Origin of the sequence: Streptomyces sp. NBC_00285 (assembly GCF_036174265.1) — a bacterium.
GTDB lineage: Bacteria > Actinomycetota > Actinomycetes > Streptomycetales > Streptomycetaceae > Streptomyces.
The window spans coordinates 3,197,623-3,217,525 of record NZ_CP108055.1; the positions used below are offsets into that span (position 1 = coordinate 3,197,623).

The 19,903-nt window shown below is 68.0% G+C and carries 17 protein-coding genes, 1 other RNA gene and 1 pseudogene; 6 read left to right on the forward strand and 13 right to left on the reverse strand.

Annotated features, from left to right (window positions below):
• Nucleotides 1-33: 33 nt before the first annotated feature.
• Nucleotides 34-981 (reverse strand): aromatase/cyclase, encoded by a 948-nt coding sequence (locus OHT57_RS14715; protein ID WP_443053612.1) that lies wholly within the window; start codon nt 979-981, stop codon nt 34-36.
• A 20-nt stretch (nt 982-1,001) separates the two neighbouring features.
• Nucleotides 1,002-1,787 carry an SDR family NAD(P)-dependent oxidoreductase gene (locus OHT57_RS14720; protein WP_328746845.1) on the reverse strand — a complete coding sequence of 262 codons (786 nt, stop codon included), beginning with the start codon at nt 1,785-1,787 and terminating at the stop codon, nt 1,002-1,004.
• Nucleotides 1,788-1,995: 208 nt separating this feature from the next.
• Between OHT57_RS14720 and OHT57_RS14725 the strand changes: the two genes are divergently transcribed.
• Nucleotides 1,996-2,442: a nuclear transport factor 2 family protein gene (locus tag OHT57_RS14725; RefSeq protein WP_328746846.1), complete on the forward strand. Its 447-nt coding sequence runs from the start codon at nt 1,996-1,998 to the stop codon at nt 2,440-2,442.
• Between the two features lie 81 nt (nt 2,443-2,523).
• Here the strand turns inward: OHT57_RS14725 and OHT57_RS14730 are convergent, their stop codons facing one another.
• The 5 genes from OHT57_RS14730 to OHT57_RS14750 form a co-directional block, all read right to left on the reverse strand.
• Nucleotides 2,524-2,781: an acyl carrier protein gene (locus OHT57_RS14730; protein ID WP_328746847.1), complete on the reverse strand. Its 258-nt coding sequence runs from the start codon at nt 2,779-2,781 to the stop codon at nt 2,524-2,526.
• A 53-nt stretch (nt 2,782-2,834) separates the two neighbouring features.
• The gene (locus tag OHT57_RS14735; protein WP_328746848.1) at nt 2,835-4,076 is read right to left on the reverse strand and encodes a ketosynthase chain-length factor; all 1,242 of its coding nucleotides are present in this window, start codon (nt 4,074-4,076) and stop codon (nt 2,835-2,837) included.
• Complete coding sequence (locus OHT57_RS14740) at nt 4,073-5,347, reverse strand: beta-ketoacyl-[acyl-carrier-protein] synthase family protein (RefSeq protein WP_328746849.1); 1,275 nt, start codon at nt 5,345-5,347, stop codon at nt 4,073-4,075. Before OHT57_RS14740 ends, OHT57_RS14735 begins: the two co-directional genes overlap by 4 nt.
• A 239-nt stretch (nt 5,348-5,586) precedes the next feature.
• Nucleotides 5,587-6,333 carry a thioesterase II family protein gene (locus tag OHT57_RS14745; protein ID WP_328746850.1) on the reverse strand — a complete coding sequence of 249 codons (747 nt, stop codon included), beginning with the start codon at nt 6,331-6,333 and terminating at the stop codon, nt 5,587-5,589.
• Nucleotides 6,330-7,094, reverse strand: a complete 765-nt coding sequence (locus OHT57_RS14750) for a cyclase family protein (protein ID WP_328746851.1) — start codon at nt 7,092-7,094, stop codon at nt 6,330-6,332. Before OHT57_RS14750 ends, OHT57_RS14745 begins: the two co-directional genes overlap by 4 nt.
• A 649-nt stretch (nt 7,095-7,743) precedes the next feature.
• On the opposite strand from OHT57_RS14750, the gene OHT57_RS14755 reads away from it, so the two are divergent.
• The 3 genes from OHT57_RS14755 (at nt 7,744) to OHT57_RS14765 (ending at nt 12,465) form a co-directional block, all read left to right on the forward strand.
• Nucleotides 7,744-8,094 (forward strand): type II toxin-antitoxin system Phd/YefM family antitoxin, encoded by a 351-nt coding sequence (locus tag OHT57_RS14755; protein ID WP_328746852.1) that lies wholly within the window; start codon nt 7,744-7,746, stop codon nt 8,092-8,094.
• Nucleotides 8,091-8,663 (forward strand): Fic/DOC family protein, encoded by a 573-nt coding sequence (locus tag OHT57_RS14760; RefSeq protein WP_328746853.1) that lies wholly within the window; start codon nt 8,091-8,093, stop codon nt 8,661-8,663. Before OHT57_RS14755 ends, OHT57_RS14760 begins: the two co-directional genes overlap by 4 nt.
• 271 nt (nt 8,664-8,934) lie before the next feature.
• Nucleotides 8,935-12,465: a type ISP restriction/modification enzyme gene (locus OHT57_RS14765; RefSeq protein ID WP_328746854.1), complete on the forward strand. Its 3,531-nt coding sequence runs from the start codon at nt 8,935-8,937 to the stop codon at nt 12,463-12,465.
• Nucleotides 12,466-12,488: 23 nt separating this feature from the next.
• Here OHT57_RS14765 and rnpB read toward each other — a convergent pair.
• The 5 genes and pseudogenes from rnpB to OHT57_RS14790 all read right to left on the reverse strand — a co-directional run bounded on the left by rnpB (nt 12,489) and on the right by OHT57_RS14790 (nt 16,872).
• Nucleotides 12,489-12,893: RNase P RNA component class A (rnpB, locus tag OHT57_RS14770), an RNA gene on the reverse strand.
• Between the two features lie 133 nt (nt 12,894-13,026).
• A pseudogene (locus tag OHT57_RS47450) lies at nt 13,027-13,809 on the reverse strand (DMT family transporter); the annotation flags it as partial.
• Between the two features lie 10 nt (nt 13,810-13,819).
• Complete coding sequence (locus OHT57_RS14780) at nt 13,820-14,644, reverse strand: helix-turn-helix domain-containing protein (protein WP_328746856.1); 825 nt, start codon at nt 14,642-14,644, stop codon at nt 13,820-13,822.
• 48 nt (nt 14,645-14,692) lie between these two features.
• Complete coding sequence (locus OHT57_RS14785) at nt 14,693-15,271, reverse strand: Uma2 family endonuclease (protein WP_328746857.1); 579 nt, start codon at nt 15,269-15,271, stop codon at nt 14,693-14,695.
• A 182-nt stretch (nt 15,272-15,453) separates the two neighbouring features.
• Nucleotides 15,454-16,872 carry an RNB domain-containing ribonuclease gene (locus tag OHT57_RS14790; protein WP_328746858.1) on the reverse strand — a complete coding sequence of 473 codons (1,419 nt, stop codon included), beginning with the start codon at nt 16,870-16,872 and terminating at the stop codon, nt 15,454-15,456.
• A gap of 75 nt (nt 16,873-16,947) precedes the next feature.
• Here OHT57_RS14790 and yaaA point away from each other — a divergent pair, with 75 nt between their 5' ends.
• Complete coding sequence (yaaA, locus tag OHT57_RS14795) at nt 16,948-17,730, forward strand: peroxide stress protein YaaA (RefSeq protein ID WP_328746859.1); 783 nt, start codon at nt 16,948-16,950, stop codon at nt 17,728-17,730.
• Nucleotides 17,731-17,806: 76 nt separating this feature from the next.
• A complete protein-coding gene (locus OHT57_RS14800) occupies nt 17,807-18,508 on the forward strand; it encodes a bifunctional 4-hydroxy-2-oxoglutarate aldolase/2-dehydro-3-deoxy-phosphogluconate aldolase (RefSeq protein ID WP_328746860.1) in 702 nt (233 codons plus the stop codon).
• Between the two features lie 120 nt (nt 18,509-18,628).
• Here OHT57_RS14800 and OHT57_RS14805 read toward each other — a convergent pair whose 3' ends face one another.
• Entirely contained in the window at nt 18,629-19,903 is a 1,275-nt protein-coding gene (locus OHT57_RS14805; RefSeq protein ID WP_328746861.1) for a bifunctional RNase H/acid phosphatase, read from the reverse strand.

A 19,903-nucleotide genomic window follows, 5' to 3' on the forward strand; every position in this document is an offset into this window, starting at 1 on the left:
TCACGGCCTGTCGGCCGGCCTGTTCCGATCTGTTCAGCCGCGCGGGCTCTCCGCGTACTCCTTGGCGTGGCCGAGCGTGGCCCGGCTGTTGGTGCTCAGCGCGTGCCGGACATACGCACGCGCGTCCGCCACGGTTTTGCCGGTGCCCAGCACCTTCTCGACGGCCTCGGGCTTGACGATGACGGTGTGGTGCGAGGTGACGTCGACTCCGTCGCCCGCCGGCACGATCGTCCAGCAGCCGGTGTGTGCGCTCATCAGCGCGGGGACCGTGGTCTGCTTGTATACGATCCGGTCGGTGCCGAAGACCACACGCACGGACTCGGTGGTGTGCACCGAACCGTCCGCCGCCTTGGTGTCCATCGCCATCACCTGGACTCCGGGCTCCTCCTCGGCGAAGTCGAGACGGGCGACATGCGGCAGCCTCTCGGGCCACAGGTCGGCCCGGTTGAGGAAATCGAAGACCAGGGCGCCGTCCGCCGCGATGTGCACGGTGTCCTCGAAGGCGAACATCACCTCGTCGAGCCCTGCACGGTCCTCGGCGACCCGTTTGATGCCGGCCAGCTCGGCCGCGCTGTTGCGGTCCAGCGCGTTGTTGACCCACTCCACGCCGTCGGGGTCGTTGTCGACGACCGTGAAGTCGTGGCGCAGCGCCAGCCGGCAGTGGGCCTCACCCTCGGGGAGGACGACCCAGGTGCCGCCCATCGAGGCGACGGGTGGGGCGGAGATCTCCTGCCGGAAGGCGACCGTCAGCCGCGGGCGGTCCAGTTCCCGGCGTGAGGTCCAGTTCTTGACCGAGCCGTTGGCAGTGGCCCATATGTGGATGTGCTCGGTGCCCTCGCCCCTGCCGAGGTGCTCGACGTGCACGTTCGGGGTGAAGAGCTGCGGCCAGCGGGTCACGTCGGCGATGATCTCGTAGACCGTCCCGGCCGGGGCGTCGATCTCGGTCGTGTGCAGGGCAGCGTGCCGTTCGGACACGTGAATCGTCCCTTCCTGGTCGATGCTCAGTAGTTCCCGAGCCCGCCGCAGACGTTGAGCGCCTGTGCCGTGATGGACGCCGCGGTGTCGGTGGCGAGATAGCCGACGAGACCGGCCACCTCCTGTGCGGTGGAGTAGCGGCCCAGCGGGATCTTCGCCTGGAACTGCTCAAGGATCTCGTCCTCGGTGGTGTTCCAGGCGGCCGCGTAACCCGAGCGCACCCGCTGGGCCATCGGCGTCTCGACGTAGCCGGGGCAGACGGCGTTGACGGTGATGCCGGTCTGGGCCAGTTCTTTGCCGACGGCCTTGGTGAAGCCGATCACGCCGTGCTTGGACGCCGAGTAGGGCGCCGCGAGCACGACCCCCTGCTTGCCGCCGGTGGAGGCGATGTTGATGATCCGGCCCCAGGCGCGGTCCTGCATCCCGGACTGCTTGAGCACCTCCCGGGTGACCAGGAAGACGCTGTTGAGGTTGGTGTCGATCACGTCGTACCACAGCTCGTCGGCGAGATCCGCCGTCACCCCGCCACCGTTGCGCCCCGCGTTGTTGACCAGCACGTCGACACGGCCGTACGACTCGACTGCGGAACCCACCAGCGACCGCACCGAGTCGAGGTCGCGCACGTCCGCCGGTGTGCCGTCCGCGTCGAGGCCCGCGGACCGCAGTTCCTCCACGGTCCGCTTGACCGCGTCCGCGTCCCGGGCGCAGAGGAATACGGCCAGGCCGCTCCTCGCCAGATCCTCGGCCACGGCCAGCCCGATCCCGCTGGTGGCCCCCGTGATCAGGGCGACCCGCCGTTCTTCTCCCGCCATCTTGAGCACTTCCCTCCGCATGTCGTCGAAGTCCACGGTGACCGGAAGGGCTCGAACGGGGGTCGAAGAGCGCTGGACGGCGGCCGGGCGGCCGGCGGGCCGCTCCAGCAGGCGTCGAGGGAGCGTGAAGGTTCCGCCCTCACCATCGTCGAAACCGTTCCCGCGTCTCTCGCGGGCTCCCGTCCGTACCCGCCAGGAGGACTCGCACATGACCGTCACCGGCACCACGCCCGCCGATTCGGGTTCCGCCGTGCTGTACCAGGACATCCAGCAGTTCTACGCCCGGCAGATGCAGTTGCTGGACGACGGTGAGGCCGAGAGGTGGTCCGAGACCTTCACCGAGGACGGCGTCTTCGACGGCAACGCTTTCCCGGAGCCCGCCGCCGGCCGCTCCGCTGTCGCCGCCGCGGCCCGCAGGGCCGTCGACGACTTCACGGCCCGCGGCATCCAGCGCCGGCACTGGCTCGGCATGCTCTCGGTGGAGCCGCGGCAGCCGGACGAGGTGCTGGTGACCTGCTACGCGCAGGTGCTGGAGACACCCCGCGGCGGGCGCCCCGAACTGCGTGCCAGTACGGGCTGCCGCGACCTGCTGGTACGCGGCGCGCAGGGGTGGCTGGTCAAGCACCGTTACATCCACCGCGACGACCTGGACTGACCCGGTCCGTACGACGACGCAGTCCGCCCGGAGCGCAGTGAGCTCCGGGCGGACGCCGTCGTCGTCGTTCAGGTGTCGGGATCAGGCGGCACTGGCAGGCGACTCGTTGACGAAGGCCAGCAGCAGCCGCGGCGTGCCGGCCTCGGCGATGGTCTCGTCGGGAAGGCTTATGCCGTACTCGCGCTCAATCTGACCGACGGTCTGCAGAACGGCCAGGGAGTCGTACCCCAGATCGGTGAACGTGGTGTCGAGGACGTCACCCTCCAGGTTCACCCCCTCCTCCTCTCCGGCGCACTCGCGCAGCACGCGGGTCAGCTGGTCCAGCGTCATCTCAGCCATGGCAGGCCCCTTCGGTTCGTTCTACGGATCGGTATGGGGACAGACGAGTTCGATCAACGGGGTGCGTCGGCGCGGTCCTGAGTCACCACCATGGCGGCGTTGAATCCGCCCTGGCCGCGCGCCAGCACCAGGGCGGCACGGACCGGGCCGCGACGCGCGGCCGTGACGAGGTCGAGCGCGTAACCCCCGGCCGGACCCTCGACGTTCGCGGTGGGGGGTATCACCGCGTCGCGCAGGGACAGCAGGGCCGCACCGAGGTCCAGGGCCGCGCCGCCCGCGGCCAGCCGCCCGGTCATCGTCTTGGGCGCCGTGACGGGCACCCCGTGCGGGCCGAAGACACGGCCGATGGCCTCCGCCTCCTGACGGTCGAGCTCCGGCACACCTGCCGCGTCGGCGAACACCACGTCGATCTCCTCGGGCGCCAACCCGGCTTCGTCCAGAGCGAGTTCGGCCGCGCGACGCAACCCCGGATCCGCTTCGCGGCCGGGCCCGGGGTCGAAGGTGGAGGCGTACCCGGCGAGCCGGCCGTAGACCCTGGCCGCCCGCTCCCGAGCGGCACCCGCGTCCTCCAACACGAGAATGGCGCCGCCCTCACCAGGCACATGACCGCGCGCCGCGCCGCTGAACGGCAGATAGGCGCGGTCGGGATCCGCTACGGTACTCAGCCGCCCGCCGGACAGCTGGGCGGTCCACCCCCAGGGGCAGATGGCTCCGTCCACGCCTCCGGTGACCATCATGCGGCTTCCCTTGCGCAGCTGACGGCGGGCCTGGGCGACCGCATCGAGGCCGCCCGCCTGCTCGGTCACCAGTACCCCGCTGGGCCCGCGCAGCCCGTGCCGGATGGAGATCTGACCGGTGTTGACGGCATAGAACCAGGCGAACGACTGGTACGCGCTCACGTACTGACCGCCCTTGCTGCGCAGCGCCTGGAGCTCACGCTGGCCGAACTCGAAGCCGCCCGCCGACGCCGCGGTGACCACGCCGGCGGCGAACTCGGGCAGCTGCGCCGGGTCCGCCTTGGCGTCGTTCAGCGCCTCCTCGGCCGCGGTGAGCGCGAGCCGGGTCATGTGGTCGGTCTGCGGCAACAGCCGGCTGGGGATGTGCCGTTTCGGATCGAAGTCCGGCACCTCGCCCGCCAGCCTCGCCGGATATCCGGAGGCGTCGAAGCGGGTGACGGGACCGATGCCGCTGCGCCCCTCCAGGGTGGCCCGCCACCAGGCCTCCGTGCCCAGTCCGTTGGGCGCCGCCACCCCCAGCCCGGTGAAGACCGGCGGCTCGGTGCGGGAGTCGGTCATGACATGGACCTCCGTTCGGGCCGAGTGAGGACCATCGCGCTCTGGAAGCCGCCGAAGCCGCTGCCGACGCTCAGAACCGTGTCGACGCGCGCCTCGCGGGCGGTGAGCGGGGTGTAGTCCAGGTCGCACTCCGGGTCGGGCTCGTGCAGATTGGCGGTCGGTGGGATGAGGCCGTGCTCCATGGCGAGGGCCGAAGCCGCGATCTCCAACGAGCCGATGGCTCCCAGGGAGTGCCCGATCATCGACTTCACCGAGCTGACGGGCGTCTCGTAGGCGTGATGTCCCAGGCTGCGCTTGAAGGCCGCTGTCTCGTGCCGGTCGTTCTGCTTGGTGCCGGATCCGTGTGCGTTGATGTAGTCCACCTCGTGCACGCCGATCCTGGCCTCGTCCAGGGCAACGGTGATCGCCTCGGCCATCTCAGCGCCGTCGGGGCGGAGCCCGGTCATGTGATACGCGTTGCTGCGGGAGGCGAACCCGGCGATCTCCGCGTAGACGTGCGCCCCACGGGCCCGCGCCCGCTCCAGCTCCTCGAGGACGAACACCGCTGAACCCTCCCCGAGCACAAAGCCGTTGCGGGTACGGTCGAAGGGCCGGGAGGCGTGCTCGGCGTCGTCGTTGCGCGGTGTCGTCGCCTTGATCGCGTCGAAGCAGGCGACGGAGATCGGTGAGATGGGGGCGTCGGTGGCACCCGCGATCATCACGTCGGCGCTGCCCTCCCTGATCAGCTCCACGGCGTGCCCCACGGCGTCAAGGCCCGAGGTGCAGCCGGTCGACACCACCGCGGTCGGCCCCTGTGCGTTCACCGACCAGGCCACCTCGGCGGCGAAGGAACTGGGCACGAAGTAGCCGAAGAGATGCGGTACGGCGTACTCGTGGTCGACGTGCCAGCGTGCCCCGCCGTCACTGACCACGTCGTACTCGACGTCCAGACCGGTCGTGGCACCCACCGCGCTGCCGATGGTGACGCCGATGCGGTGCGGATCCAGTGAGCCGAGCTCCAGGCCGCTGTCGGCAACCGCCTCCCGGGCGCTGACCACGGCGAACTGGGCCGCCCGGTCCATGCGCCTGACCTGCTGAACGGTGAGGCCCGCCGCGGCGGTGTCGAAGTCCACCTCGGCCGCGATCCGGGAGCGGAACGAGGAGGCGTCGAAGAGGGATATCGGCCGGGTGGCGGTACGGCCCTCGGACAGCAGCGACCAGAAGGCCTCGATCCCCCCGCTGCCCCCAGGAGCGACCACCCCGATGCCGGTGACGGCCACACGCCTGCTCATCGCGGACCGCCTGTCCGCCCTGTTACCGGCCGGACCGCCCGACTGTGGTGACGGACGCGCGCTGTCTTCACGAGCCTTTCCTCTCTGCTCGGTCCTGTGTGACCTGCTCGAACCCTGGGTGACTTGTCCGATCCCTTGGCGACCTGCTCGATCCTCGGGCGATCTGCACGGTTGTCTGTGATCGCTCGGTTGTCTGTGATCGCTCGGTTGTCTGTGAAATCGACGATGCGCCGGGACCCTCAATTCGTGCTCGACCCGCAGCGGAACCCACCTGCCAGGTGCCCGATCTCCGCCCGGAGCAGTTCCGGCAGCGGCCGTTCGCGGACGAACAGATGCCCGCCCGGTACGGTCCGCATCGCGAATCCCCCGGCCGCGTACTGCCGCCACTCCGCGACCCACGCGGCCGGGGCCACCGTGTCCCTGCTGCCGGCGACGGCCAGCACGGGTACCGGCAGCGGGCCGGTGTCACGGACGCGAAGTGCCTCGGCGAGCCGGAAGTCGTCCCGGAGCACCGGCAGGGCGCTGCGCCGCCAGATACCGCCCGCGGGCCCGTCCAGTACTGCCGGCGGCAGCATCTCGTGCGCCGCCAGACGATCCACCAACTCCTCGTCACAGGGCGGAGCGACGGACGGGGGCAGCAGCGGCGAGGGACGGTGCGGCGGCAGTACCGCGCCCAGCACGACGCACTCCGGCACGACCGGGCCCGTGGCCGCCATCAGCTGGGCCAACGCGTGGGCGACATGACCGCCGAGGCTGTGCCCGTACAGCACGAAGGGCCGGTCGAGGAGCGGTCCGAGCCTCTCCATGAGCATCTCCAGGAGCGGCTCCGGAGCAGTGATGCGGGGTTCGCGGACGCTGCCGCCCCTGCCGGGCAGCGGCACCGGGACGATCTCGGCCACGTCCCCGAGCACCCCCTGCCAGCGGGCGAAACAGGAGGCCCCGGCACCGGCGTGCGGGAAGCAGAACAGTCGCACCTGCCGGGTCACTCATCCACCAGCGCCACGGCCCGGGTCCAGCCCGCTCCGCCACGCTTGATCTTCACCGGGAAGCAAGCGACCCGGAACCCGCTCGTTCCGGGCAGCATGTCGAGGCCGCTCAACCGTTCGATCTGGCAGTACTCCCTGCGGCGCCCCGCGAAGTGCGCCGGCCACAACACCGACGAGTCACCGGTCTTCCGGTACTTCTCGATCATGTGGCCGAACGGCGCGTCGAGGCTCCAGGCGTCGGTTCCGATCACCCGTACCCCGAGGTCCAGCAGGAAGTCCGTGGCCGGACCGTCCAGACCGGCGAACCGAGTGAAGTACTCCGGGGTCCCTGCGTACCGGTCCGCGCCGGTACGCAGCAGGACGATGTCGAACGGTGCGGGTCGGCAACCGGTCCGGACCAGCTCCGCCTCGATCCTCTCGACGCCGATGACACCGGTGCCGACGTCACTCAGGTCCAGCACCAGGCCGGGGCGGAGAAACCAGTCCAACGGCATCTGGTCGATGTCCCGGGGCGTACCGACGGAGCCGTAGTGCGAAGGCGCGTCGACGTGCGTGCCGGTGTGGCTGGTGAGCGTCAGCGTGTCGAGCGAGAGCAGTTCGCCCCCGGGCAGTTCGGACGGATCGAGTTCCAGGCCGAAATGCTTCTTCATCTCCTGGCTCATGTGTACGGCGCCCTCCGCGGGCGTCATGATGTCGTGGCGGATCGGGTCGGGCTCCCAGCCCTCCGCGTCGATCGGCGACGACAGGTCGATGATGCGCATCGTGCCCCCAGGTCCATAACGTCGACTCCGCCCATCGGATGGCGAAACCGGTGTGGGGAACTGTGCGCGCGGAGCCTCGAATCAGAATCGAGGCGCGTCTTGGCCCCGTCCACGACACGACCGGATGCGAACGGCCCTCGGCGCTGTCCGGCGTGTCCTCGCGGGTCCGGCCCATCCACAGTTCCCCAGAGCCGGCCGTCCTGCCGCGCTCTGTGCCGTGTCGCCGTCGAGGAGATCCGGCGTACGTACAACCACCTCCAAGCCGGGCTGTAATGCGCGGAGAGTCACCGCAGCCCAGTGATCAGGACGAGTGCCCACAGGAGCCTCGTGGGTGGCTACCTTCGTGGCTACGTTCGTAACCGTGAGGTCCGTTTCAATCCGATACGGACCGAGATTCGATCAAGCTCCCGGCCTGACAAAAAGGGCCCCTGACGAGTCGGGCTGTACGCCGGGGAGAATCACTGCAACGCGATGCACCGGTGGTCCAGTTCAACCCCGCCGACATCGGCGAGGACCTCGCAGTCTCGGCTGGTGACAGCCTCCGGGACGGGGTTGGGGATACCTCCAGGGCCGCCCGAGGCGGGACACTCACCGGAATCCGTACTAGAATCTGTACAGAATCAAGCCTCTATATGGGTACGGTGACAGCATGGAGATTCCTGAGGTCGTGACCGTCAGCGACGCGCGCGCACGACTGTCGCGGATCCTGACTGACCTGTCGGAGTCCGGCGCGGATGCCGACCCGGTCCTGATCGGCGCCCACCGCAAGCCCCAGGGCGTCCTCCTATCCGTCGAGGCCTTCGAGGCGCTGAGCGGCCGAGCGGCACGACGTGCAGCCGTCGCCTCAGCCACCGGTTCTATCGAGGCCGAGGGGCTCCATGCCTCCAATGCCTCCGACCGCGACACCGAGGCGTACGTGAAGGGCGACCTCGACGCGGACAGCCTTGTCTCCCGCGCGATCGCCCGCCACCGACAGACGTCGGAGCGGCAGGCAGGATGAACGATCCGTACGCCATGCCCAACGGCGTGCTGCGCAACAAGCTCGGTATCACCGACCATCAACTGCTCGCGGCAGCGGAGGCGGACATCACTCGGGCGCACCTCGTCATGCTCGCCGAACGTCCCCTACCCGGCGCGTACGACCTCGGCCATCTCCAAGCGATCCATGCCGCGGTCTTCGGTGACATCTATCCATGGGCAGGCGAGTTACGCACCGTGAACATCGCCAAGCGCACACCGTTCTGCCCGGCGAGAAACCTGGTGCCCTACGCCGGAGAGGTCTTCGGCCGTCTCGCCTCCTCCGGTCAGCTTCAAAATCTCCCCCGGCAGGAATTCGTCATCCAACTGGCCGAGCTGTACGGCGACATGAACGTCCTCCACCCGTTCCGCGAGGGCAACGGCCGTGCCCAGCGGGCGTTCCTGGCCCAGCTCAGCACGGACGCGGGATATGCCCTGAACTGGTCGGGCACAGACCCCCAGCGCAACGAGGACGCCTCGGTGAAAAGTTTCCTCGGCGACAACAGCCTGTTGGAACAGCTACTCAACGAGCTCATCACCACCGCGGGGTAAGGGCAAGGGCCAGGTGGCGACCCCCCTCAGTCTGACCACGCTGGAGGAGTGCCGGAACTTTCGCAACAGCCTGATGCACTTCAGTCCCCACCCCATCACCGACGATCAGCTGCTTCCCGCACAGGGGCTGCTGGAACTACTGCGTTCAGTGGATCCGCAGGTCTGATCGCCGAGCCGACTCCGGAAGCTCTCAACCAGCACAGCGCTCCTGGAACGATTGGCTTCGACCTGTCATGGGCAGGCTTTCGAGGCCAGTTCGCACGACACCAGCATGATCAACGCGATGCATGCGGGCGCGCATCCGGAGAGCCGCACCTTGCAGCCGACGCGCCCCGCAGTGTTTTCTCGGGGGGCGTACATGGGGGTCGGCAGTTGGATCGAGCGAGTCGTCGCCGATTTCGGCGCACAATGCAAGCAGGTGTTGGGCGTAGGCGAGCATGAAGCCGGGATCCGCAGCGCGGTCGAGCAACTGCTCGGCGCGGCAGCCACAGAACTGGGGCTTCACCTGCGCCTTCACCCTGAGGCCCGTCTGACGGATCTAGGCATTCGCCCCGACTTTGCCGCGAGTCTCGGCGAGAACAAACAACGCACTTTTGGCTATGTGGAGTTGAAAAGTCCCAGAAAGAGGGACATAAGTCCAGGCGGCCTACGCGGCAGGGACAGGAAACAGTGGGAAGCCATGTCTCGCCTCCCGAATGTCATCTACACCAACGGACAGACTTGGTTCCTCTATCAGGAGGGCCAACAACAGGGACGCTCTGTCCAATTGGAAGGCGATATATATCGGGCCGGACGCCGACTACGAGCCCCTGGCAGCACAGGCGAGGCATTCGAGAAGATGCTCCGCGATTTCCTGCTCTGGCAGCCCAGTCCGCTGACGACAGTACGACAACTGGTCACCACCATAGCGCCACTGTGCCGACTCTTACGGGCCGAGGTCCATGACAGGCTCCGGGAAGAAGAGCACATCAGCGGCCCAAGTGGAACCCGACGCGGCCCAGGCCGCCCGTTCACCGAGCTGGCAGAAACGTGGGAGAACTTCCTCTTCCCGCACACCGATGAGCGAGACCACAAAACGGCCTTCTCTGACCGCTACGCCCAGACCGTCACCTTCGCACTACTCCTCGCACGCGCCGATAAGATATCCCTGACCGATCACGGATTACACGAGATCGGCGAGTTACTGGGCGCCGAGCACACAGTGATGGGAAAAGCTCTACAGATTCTCACAGACCATGTCGGCAAGCAGTTCAAGAACAGTCTCGACGTTCTCGTGCGAGTCATCCATGCAGTGGACTGGGATGCCATCCTTGAAGGCGAACCCGATGCTCATGTACTTCTCTACGAACACTTCCTTCAGGAATATGACCCCGATCTCCGCAAAGCTTCGGGTACCTACTACACGCCCGCCGCTCTAGTAAAAGAGATGGTGCGACTCGTCGACGAGGTACTGTGCCGGAGTCTGGGCTGCTCCCAAGGTTTCGCCGATTCCCGAGTGACGATCATCGATCCAGCAATGGGTACAGGCACCTTCCTCAGTTCGATCATCGACCTCGTCGCCGAGCGTCGCTCCGCTGAGGGAAACGAGGGATTCCGGGCCGAGGCTGTCGAGGAACTCTCGCAGCGACTCATAGGATTTGAGAAGCAGATGGCCGCCTACGCCGTGGCACAGATGCGTATCTCACAGACCCTGCGTGCCCATGACTCCGACACCCAGTTAAATGACCTTCGTCTGCACCTGAATGACACCCTCGCAGACCCTTGGGGCCACCCCACCCTATTCAGCGGCGCTGGAGCCGATGTTCTACGCAGGGAGACCGAAGCTGCGAATCATATCAAGCGAGAAGAGCAAGTAACGGTTGTCCTTGGGAACCCTCCTGATCGCGAGGATGCTCAAGGCGAAGGCGGCTGGATCGAGAAAGGATCTGAGGGGCACGGCCCACCGCTATTGGATCGCTTCCGACTGCGAGGCGCCAACGGCCTGTACGAGAAGAAGCTCAAGAACCTCTATGTGTACTTCTGGCGCTGGGCCACCTACAAGGTCTTCGAACAGCACCGTCCGGCGCATCACCGAGGAATAGTCTGTTTCGTCACCACTGCTGGTTTCCTTCGAGGTCCCGGATTCAAGGGGATGCGGGAATACCTGCGCACAACCTGCTCAGAGGGTTGGATCATCGACCTGACCCCCGAGGGAAAGCAACCTCCGGTCCGAACCAGGTTCTTTCCCGGCGTTCAACAGGAGCTGACAATAGCACTGTTTGTCCGCAGGAATGACTCAGATCCGAAGGCTCTCGCACCTGTGCACTACACGGCAGCGACTGGCACTCGGGAAGAAAAGCTAGGACAACTATCCAGATTGCACGTCGATAGCTCAGAATGGCAGCCATGCCATTCGGCGAAGCAGGACCCCTTCACGCCCGCCCCAACAACCCGATGGGCCGATTTTCCCGCACTGAGCGATATCATGCCGTGGTCGCGACAAGGTATGCAGACGAAACGAACATGGGTCTACGGGGTCGACGAGGAGAAATTACGGCTACGCTGGAGCAGATTGATTCACGAACCCGAAACAGAAGTGAAGCGACTACTCTTCAGCGAATCCCGCGATCGAAAATTAGAAAGCACCGTCACCTATCGACTGCCCAACCAACCCGAGCAGCCACTCATATATGAACAGGGAGACTGCCCACCTCTGAAGCAGATCCTCCACCGGAGCTTTGACCGGCAGTTCGTCATTCCGGACAGCAGGGTCATCGATTACCCTAGACCAGGCCTTTGGGACGCAGACCACGATGACCAGTGTTTCCTCATCGAACAGCATAGTCGGCCTATAAAATCAGGGCCCGCCGTGATTTTCTCCAGCCTGATCCCGGACATGCATTGCTTCAACAACGACGGCGGCAGAGTGCTTCCTTTGCTGCATCCAGACGGCTCACCCAACATTGCTCCCGGCCTACTGGCGCACCTGGAAAATTCGTACGGCCTAGCCACAGTCTCAGCAGCCGACTTAGCTGCATATATCGCAGGCATCACGGCACACCCTGCCTTCACTCAGAGATTCACTGGAGAGCTTAATTCGCCGGGCGTCAGAATTCCGATCACCGCTGACCGCCAGCTATGGCTCGACGCCACACGAATCGGGCGGAAACTTATTCACGCATCGACGTTCGGTGAATTGTTCAACAATGAAAGTAACGAGGACGACGGGAACCGAACGGAGTCCGTCACATATTCAGTACGCGTCGACCCATCAGATCTTCCACATTCTCTTTCCTATGACTCAGAACGTCAGGCACTACTGGTTGGCACAGGAGTCTTCCTGGGCGTCAGCGAACGCATACGGCACTACGACGTGGGCGGTCGAAAGGTACTGGACAGCTGGCTCGCCGCACGCTGCGGTAAAGCCAAGGGGCGTAACCTCAGCGACTTGGACGAGATCCGCAGCGAGCGCTGGAAACCAGGATGGAGCAATGAACTTACCGAAGTACTCAAAGTACTTCAGCAGTTGACGAGGCTGGAGCCCGCACAGGCCTCACTACTGGAACGAGTCCTGAGTGGCCCTTTGATCGACATGGCCGAGTTGATCCGCCGCGGGGTGCTCCAACCTCCGGCGTACACGAAGGCACCGAGGCAGGCCAACGCCCATGAGGAGATGTTGCCAGGAATGGGCGATGTCGACGGGCAGCCACCGTCACCAGTACAGCCACTGAACCCGGCACGGGACAGACTGCCCAATCCAGCGCTCCAGACCCACAAACGGCGCAGCTCACAGGGAAGGCCGAAAGGACATCCACCAGCCTGATATCTAGGCGAGAGCGGAAGCGGCAGACGAGTCGGGCTGTACGCCGGGTTCTGTCGCCCGGGCGCCTCGCGGCGGCCGGGGAGACGGCCATCCATCTAGGACCGGCGTTGCCGCCGGTCTCGTGCGGTCTACCCGGGAACTCGGGCGGGCAGCCCTCGAACGTTCCCGCAGGAACACCGGGGTGTTCCCTTTTGACCTTGCTCCGGGTGGGGTTTACCTAGCTGCTCAGGTCGCCCTGGGCACTGGTGGTCTCTTACACCGCCGTTTCACCCTTACCGAGGACCGAGGTCCCCGGCGGTTTGTTTTCTGTGGCACTTTCCCGCGGGTCACCCCGGGTGGCCGTTAGCCATCACCCTGCCCTGTGGAGCCCGGACGTTCCTCGGGGAGTCCTCCGAGGGAGGATTCCACGCGGCCGTCCGCCCGGCTCGTCTGCCGTGGGGACCATGTTACCGGGGACTCGCAGCAGGATGGTTCCGCGGTGACCTTGACCGGGCCCGCCGTGGCCAGGACCGAGCCCGTCAGGATCAGGGCGAAGGCGACGCCAACGGCCACAGTCAGCGGCTCGGACAGGAACAGCACACCCGCCACCACCGCCACCGCCGGGTTGACGTACGTGATCACCGTCGCCCTCGTCGGGCCGACCTCCTTGATCAGTTCCAGGAAGGCGACGAAGGCCACCGCCGTGCAGATCACGCCGAGGCCCGCGAGGGCGGCGAGGACCGAGGCGGAGGGCATGGAGGAGGGCCAGGTCAGTGCCGCGCCCGGGGCGTACACCAGGGCCGCGAGGGCCAGGCACGGTGCCGTGAGCTGGAGGGAGGGGACGTCCTTCAGGTGGCGCGCGGCTATCAGGGGCGCCGTCGCGTACCCCACCACTGTCACCAGCACCTCGGCCATCGACTTCGCGTCGCCTCCCGTCAGGTGCGGGACCGTCAGTACCCCTACACCCGCCAGGCCCAGCCCCAGGCCCGTCACCCGCCGCACGCCCAGCCGTTCCGTGTCGCCGAAGAAGCGGGCCAGGACCACGCCGACTATCGGTACGCCCGCGATCAACAGACCGGCGGTGGAGCTGGAGAGGTGGCGTTCCGCGTCCGTGAGCGTGTACCAGGGGCCCATGATCTCTATGACCGCGAAGGCCAGCATGGGGCGCCAGTGCGACCGTACGGTCGACGTCAGACCTCCCTGCCGGATCGCGAACGGCAGCAGGAGCAGCGCGCCCACGGCACAGCGTACGAACACCACCGTCGCCGTGGACAGCGGGGCGTCCACCGCCACTTTGATCATCAGGTAGGGGATGCCCCAGACCACTCCCATCAGGGAGAACAGGAACCAGCCGCGTGCAGTCATGCGGTCATGTTCAGCGTCGTGGACGGCCGCCGTCTTGAACGCTGTTGCGGTAAGCCGCCGGGGTCACCCCCAGCACCCGGCGGAACCAGCGCGTCAGGTGTGCCTGGTCCGCGAAGCCCACCAGACCTGCCACCTCTGCCGGGCGCCGGCCCGACTCCAGCAGGACGCGAGCCCTGCCGACCCTGTACTGGGCCAGCCATGCGTACGGCGGCACCCCCGTCGTCGTACGGAAGGCACGGAGGAGTTGGTAGCGGGACAGGCCCAGGTCGGCGGCCAGGTCGGCGAGGGACGGGGGTGAGAGCAACTCGTCGGCCAGGCGGTCGCGTACCGCTCTCGCCACCGCGTCCGCGCCTGGGATCACGCGGGTCGTCACGCGTGCCGTGGAGTGGCGGCAGGCCAGGGCCGTCAACAGCCCGGGGAGGCGGGACTCCGTCTCCAACGGGTCGGGGCAGGCGCTGAGTTCGGTGTGGGCGGAGAGGAGGGCCGCGGCCAGTTCCGGGTCGTCCAGGAGTGGTTCGCGGAAGTGGGGGAGGTCGACCTCGGCAGACATGAGGGAAGGCGCCGCGTACAGGGCGCGGTACGCGTATCCGTCGGTGGTGGTGCCGGGGCCGCCCGTGTGCATCTCCCCCGGAGCCAGGACGACGATCGAGCCGGGGCCCGTGCGGATGTGGCCGCCGCGGTAGTCGATGATCTCCGAGCCGCCCACGCACACGCCGATCGTGTACTCGTCGTGGGAGTGGGGGGCGTAGATGTGCTTGTCGAAGCGGGCGGTCAGGAGGTCGAGCGGGGGGCCGCAGCGGCCCAGCCTGGCTCTCGTCCACAGTGCTTGTTCCATGCGGCGCCGCCCCCTGTCCAATGTTTTCAAGGGGCAACACCGCAGAGCTCAGAGAAAGTCCGCGGTCTCCAGGTCGAAGGCAAGGGGGGCGGGGAAGGTGAGCGGCTTGCCAAAGGGCCGGGTGCGGAGTTCGCGGTAGTCGTCCTTCTCCGGGTCACTGAACAGCGTGATCGAGCCTGCGTCCCGGTCGACCAGAAGGTAGAGGGGAATGCCGCCGCGTGCGTAGCAGCGGCGCTTGGCCTCACGGTCGGCCTTGGGCTTCGTGGACGTCACCTCCAAGACCATGGCTACGCCGTCGCATGGCATCCAGGATCCCGCATGCGCGAAAAGGTCGAGGCCAAGGGGAGCGAACGTCACGTCGGGCACCACGTGGTTCTTGGGACAGGCTTCGCCGCTCTTCAGTAGGAGACCCTTGTTTCCGGAGAAGTCCATGTCCGTCCGGGACTGCTTGATCACCTGCCGCACGAGCCTGCTGATGTACTTCTCATGCTCCCCGTCCGGCGGCGGCGTCACAACGATCTCCCCATCGATCAGCTCGGCCCGGAAGCCCTCCGGCGTGTCCAGAGCGAGGAAGCCCTCCAGCAGGACCTCCTCCTGAGCGAGCGGCTCATGGGCCATGGCAGTCATGTCACGCCCCTCCTTCTGTCGCTCACCAGGCTGGGACATCGGAAGATCACCTGTCCGAGAGATCGGGAATCGTTCCCTCGATCGTGGCACACGATCACGAGCGGCGTCAGGCGGCGTCGACCGTGACGGGGGCCGGCATCCGCGAACGAAGCGCTCGACCGTGGAGGCCTGCCAGCAGGAACTCAGGCAGGAGCGAACCGCACCTTCGGCGCCGCCGGATCCGCCTGCGTGAGTCGCACCCGCAGCCGCTCCCCCAGTTGCAGCCCCGTCCCCTCCACCCGCCCGATCACCGCCGGCGTCTCCAACTGCACGGTTCCGACCGTCGGTCGGCGTTCGTCGACGTCCACCACGCAGCCGTCGAACACCTCGCCCACCCGGTCCTTCAGCAGGGCCGCCTCGACGATGTCGACGCACGCCCGCTCGGCCTTGTTCGCCCGCCGTGACCCCTCGGTCATCTCACCCGGCAGTGCGTCCAGCGCGGCCCGAACCCAGTCCGGCACCGTCTCCCCTGCCACCACTGCCAGGCAGATCTCCGAGGCATAGCGGTCGACCAGACGCCGAAGCGGGGCCGTGCAGTGGGCGTAGGGGGCGGCCACGGCCGCGTGGGTGGTGATGGCCGGGAGGACGCCGTCGCGGAAGACCGTGTAGCCGGCGCCGCGCAGCAACGTCGTGCACTCCAGGAGGAAAGCCGCGTGGTGGGGGATCGCCGGGTCCAGGGACCGCACCAGTTCCGCGTACGACACATGGTGGGGCCAGTCGATGTGCAGGGCGTGGGCGGTCCGGCGGAGGCGGCCGACCGCGCCGTCCGGTGCGGCCGGGAGCGTGCGGAGCACTCCCGTGCCGTGAGTGAGCATCAGGTCCGCCGCCGCCATGCCCGTGAGCAGGGAGATCTGGGCGTTCCAGCCCTCGGCGGGCAGCGGGGCGCGGTAGGTCAGTGCGTACGTGCCGTCCCGCTCGACGATCTCCTGTTCGGGGACGTTCAGAGAGATGCCGCCGCGTTCGACCTCCAGCCTTTCCCGGAGCGCACCGATCTCCTTGAGCAGAAGGAGTGGTTCCTCTGCGGTGCCGGAGTCGATCGCCCTCTGCACGCCCTCGTAGGCGAGCTTGGCCCGGCTGCGGACCAGGGCCCGGCGCACGTCGGCCGCGGTGGTACGGCCTTCCTCGTCGAGGTCGATCGTCCACAGGGCGGCCGGGCGGACCTGGTCCGGGAGCAGGCTCGCGGCGCCCTCGCTGAGCAGGGGCGGGTGCAGGGGGACCTTCTCGTCGGGGAAGTAGAGAGTGGCGACCCGTCGATGCGTCTCCGCGTCGAGAAAGCCGCCCGGTACGACGAAGGCGGCGACGTCGGCGATGGCGTACCGGACGCGGTAGCCGGTGCCCTGCCGGGACAGGTGCATGGCCTGGTCGAGGTCGGTGGACGTGGGCGGGTCGATGGTGAGGAGGGGGAGGTCGGTGGCGTCGTCGTAGGCCTGCAGCGGAGGCGTCCGTTTCGCCTCTTCCGTCACGTCGGGCGGGAAGTCCGACGGCACGCCGAGTTCGGTGCGCAGGGCGTCGAAGGCGGCCTCCAGCGGGACGTCGGTCACGCGTATGCGGCGGCGGGGCATACAGCGAGCGTAGGGCCGGGCGCACCGACGGGCACGCCGTACGCTGTGGCGGAGTTCAACAGAAGGAGATCTTCCGTGCTGGTCCTGCTGCCTCCCTCCGAAGGCAAGGCGTCCTCCGGTCGTGGCGCCCCGCTGAAGCTGGAGTCGCTCTCGCTGCCGGAGCTCAACGAGAGCCGGGAGTCGGTCCTCGACGCGCTGTTGGAGCTGTGTGCCGGGGACGAGGAGAAGGCGCGCGAGGTGCTGGGGCTGAGCGAGGGGCTGCGGGGCGAGGTCGCGAAGAACGTCGAGCTCAGGACCGCGGGAGCACGGCCCGCCGGGGAGATCTACACGGGTGTGCTCTACGACGCTCTCGACCTGGCCTCCCTCGACGCGGCCGCGAAGCGGCGGGCCGGGCGTTCACTGCTGGTGTTCTCGGGGTTGTGGGGTGCGGTACGGGTGACCGACAGGATTCCCTCCTACCGCTGCTCGATGGGGGTGAAGCTGCCGGGGCTCGAGGCGCTGGGCACGCACTGGCGTACTCCGATGGCCGGCGTTGTCGCCGAAGCCGCCGGGAACGGACTCGTGCTCGATCTGCGGTCCTCCGCCTACGCCGTCGCGTGGAAGCCGAAGGGCGAGGTCGCGGGGCGGACGGCGACCGTGCGGGTCCTGCACGCGCCTACCCGGAAGGTCGTCAGCCACTTCAACAAGGCGACGAAGGGGCGGATGGTCCGGAGTCTGCTGTCGGCCGGGATGTCGCCGAAGGGGCCCGCCGAGCTGGTGGAGGCGCTGCGGGAGCTCGGGTACGTCGTGGAGGCGCAGACACCCGCGAAGGCCGGGCAGGCGTGGGCCCTGGATGTGCTGGTGGACGAGATCCACTGAGGCTCACCCAAAGGGTTCCATTGCAGAGCGCGCAACGGTCTTTGCGCACCTCGCATCGCTTCGGCAGGATGACGCCATGGCCTCCTCCGCGCATGCCTCGCTGCTCGACATCGCGCCCGTCGTCCCCGTCGTCGTCCTGATAGACGCGGCCGACGCCGTGCCGCTCGCCCGGGCACTGGTCTCCGGGGGGCTGCCCGCGATCGAGGTGACGCTGCGCACGCCGGCCGCGCTCGACGCCGTCCGGGCGATCGCCGACGAGGTGCCGGACGCGGTGGTCGGGGCCGGGACGGTCCTCACGCCGGACCAGGTGGGCGACTGCGTGGCCGCCGGGGCGCGTTTCCTGGTCAGCCCGGGGTGGACGGACGTACTGCTGGCGGCGCTGCGGGAGTCGGGGCTGCCGTTCCTGCCCGGAGTGTCGACCACGTCGGAGGTCGTGGCGCTGCTGGAGCGGGGCGTGACGGAGATGAAGTTCTTCCCGGCGGAGGCTGCGGGCGGTACGGCGTATCTGACGTCGCTCGCCGGGCCGTTGCCGCAGGCGCGGTTCTGCCCGACCGGGGGGATCGGGCCCGGCAACGCGCCGGAGTATCTGTCCCTGCCCAACGTCGGCTGCGTGGGCGGGACTTGGATGCTGCCCGCGGACGCCGTCGCCTCGCGGGACTGGGGGCGGGTGGAAGCGCTGGCCCGAGAGGCCGCCGGGCTGAGGACGGGTGGAGGCGCTGGCCCACGGCGCCGCGAGCTGAGGGCGAGTAAAGGCACTGCCCGCGAGGCCACCGGCTGAGGACGAGCAGAACTACAGGCCGCGACGCCGGGCTGAGGACGGACACAGGCGCAGGCCCATCAGAACACCGGGCTGAGGCGGGTGGCGGCGCTGGCCCCGGAGGCCGCCGGGCTGAGGACGCTACGGGCGCAGGTGTGAGGTGTCGTTGAGGAGTCGCACGCTCGCGTTGCCGTCGGCGTAGTGGGCCACCACGGACAGGGAGGCCGCCGAGAGTTCCATGCGGAACAGGGACTCGGGCGGGGCGCCCAGCGCGAGGCGTACGAACGTCTTGATCGGGGTGACGTGCGTGACGAGCAGGACCGTGCGGCCCGCGTACGCCGCCACGAGTTTGTCCCTGGTCGCCGCGATCCGGGTCGCCGTGGCCGTGAAGCTCTCGCCGCCGCCGGTCGGTTCGGCCTCCGGGTCGGCCAGCCAGGCGTTCAGGTCGTCCGGGTAGAGCTCGCGCACCTCGCCGAAGGTCAGGCCCTCCCAGGCGCCGAAGTCGGTCTCGATCAGCCCGTCCTCGACGGTGACGTCCAGGCCGAGCCGGTCGGCCACGGCAGCGGCGGTCTCCCGGGTACGGGTCAGCGGCGAGGCGAGGATGTACTCGATCGTGCCCCGCCGGGCCATGGCTTCCGCCGCCCTCTGCGCCTGCTCCCTGCCGACGTCCGAGAGAGCGGGATCGGTACCGCCGCTTCCCGAGAACCGCTTCTGCGGGGTCAGCGGGGTCTCACCGTGCCGCAGGAGCACGAACGTGGCGGGCGCGCCCATGTCGGCCGGGGCCCAGCCCGGGCTCGCCACATTGCGAGCCGCCCGCACATCGGCCGTCGACCTGGCGCCGGCCGCTCCACCGCCGGGGGACTTCGCCGGCCCCGCCGCAGAGGAACCCGCCGCCGCGGAGAAAGTCGTTGCGGAGGAAGTCACGGTCACAGCGGAACTCGTTACGGAGAAACTCGCCCTCACAGACGAACTCGCCCCCACAACCGCCCCCCGCCGCACCGAGCTGGCGGACGCCCCGGAGTCCATCGCCTCGTTGGCCAGCCGGTCCGCGTGCTTGTTCTGCTCGCGCGGGATCCACTCGTACGTGACCTGCCCGGGTGGGTAGATCCGCCCCGCCTCCATGGCCAGCGGCTTCATGTCCGGGTGCTTGATCTTCCAGCGCCCCGACATCTGCTCCACGACCAGCTTGGAGTCCATGCGGACGTGCACGGAGGCGGTCGGGTCGAGGTCGTGCGCGGCGCGCAGCCCCGCCAGCAGTCCCCGGTACTCGGCGACGTTGTTGGTGACGACGCCGAGGTACTCGTACGTCTCGACCAGGGTCTCCCCCGTCACCGCGTCCAGCACCACGGAGCCGTACCCGGCGGGCCCGGGGTTGCCCCGCGAGCCGCCGTCGGCCTCAACGATGAACTCCCGCAC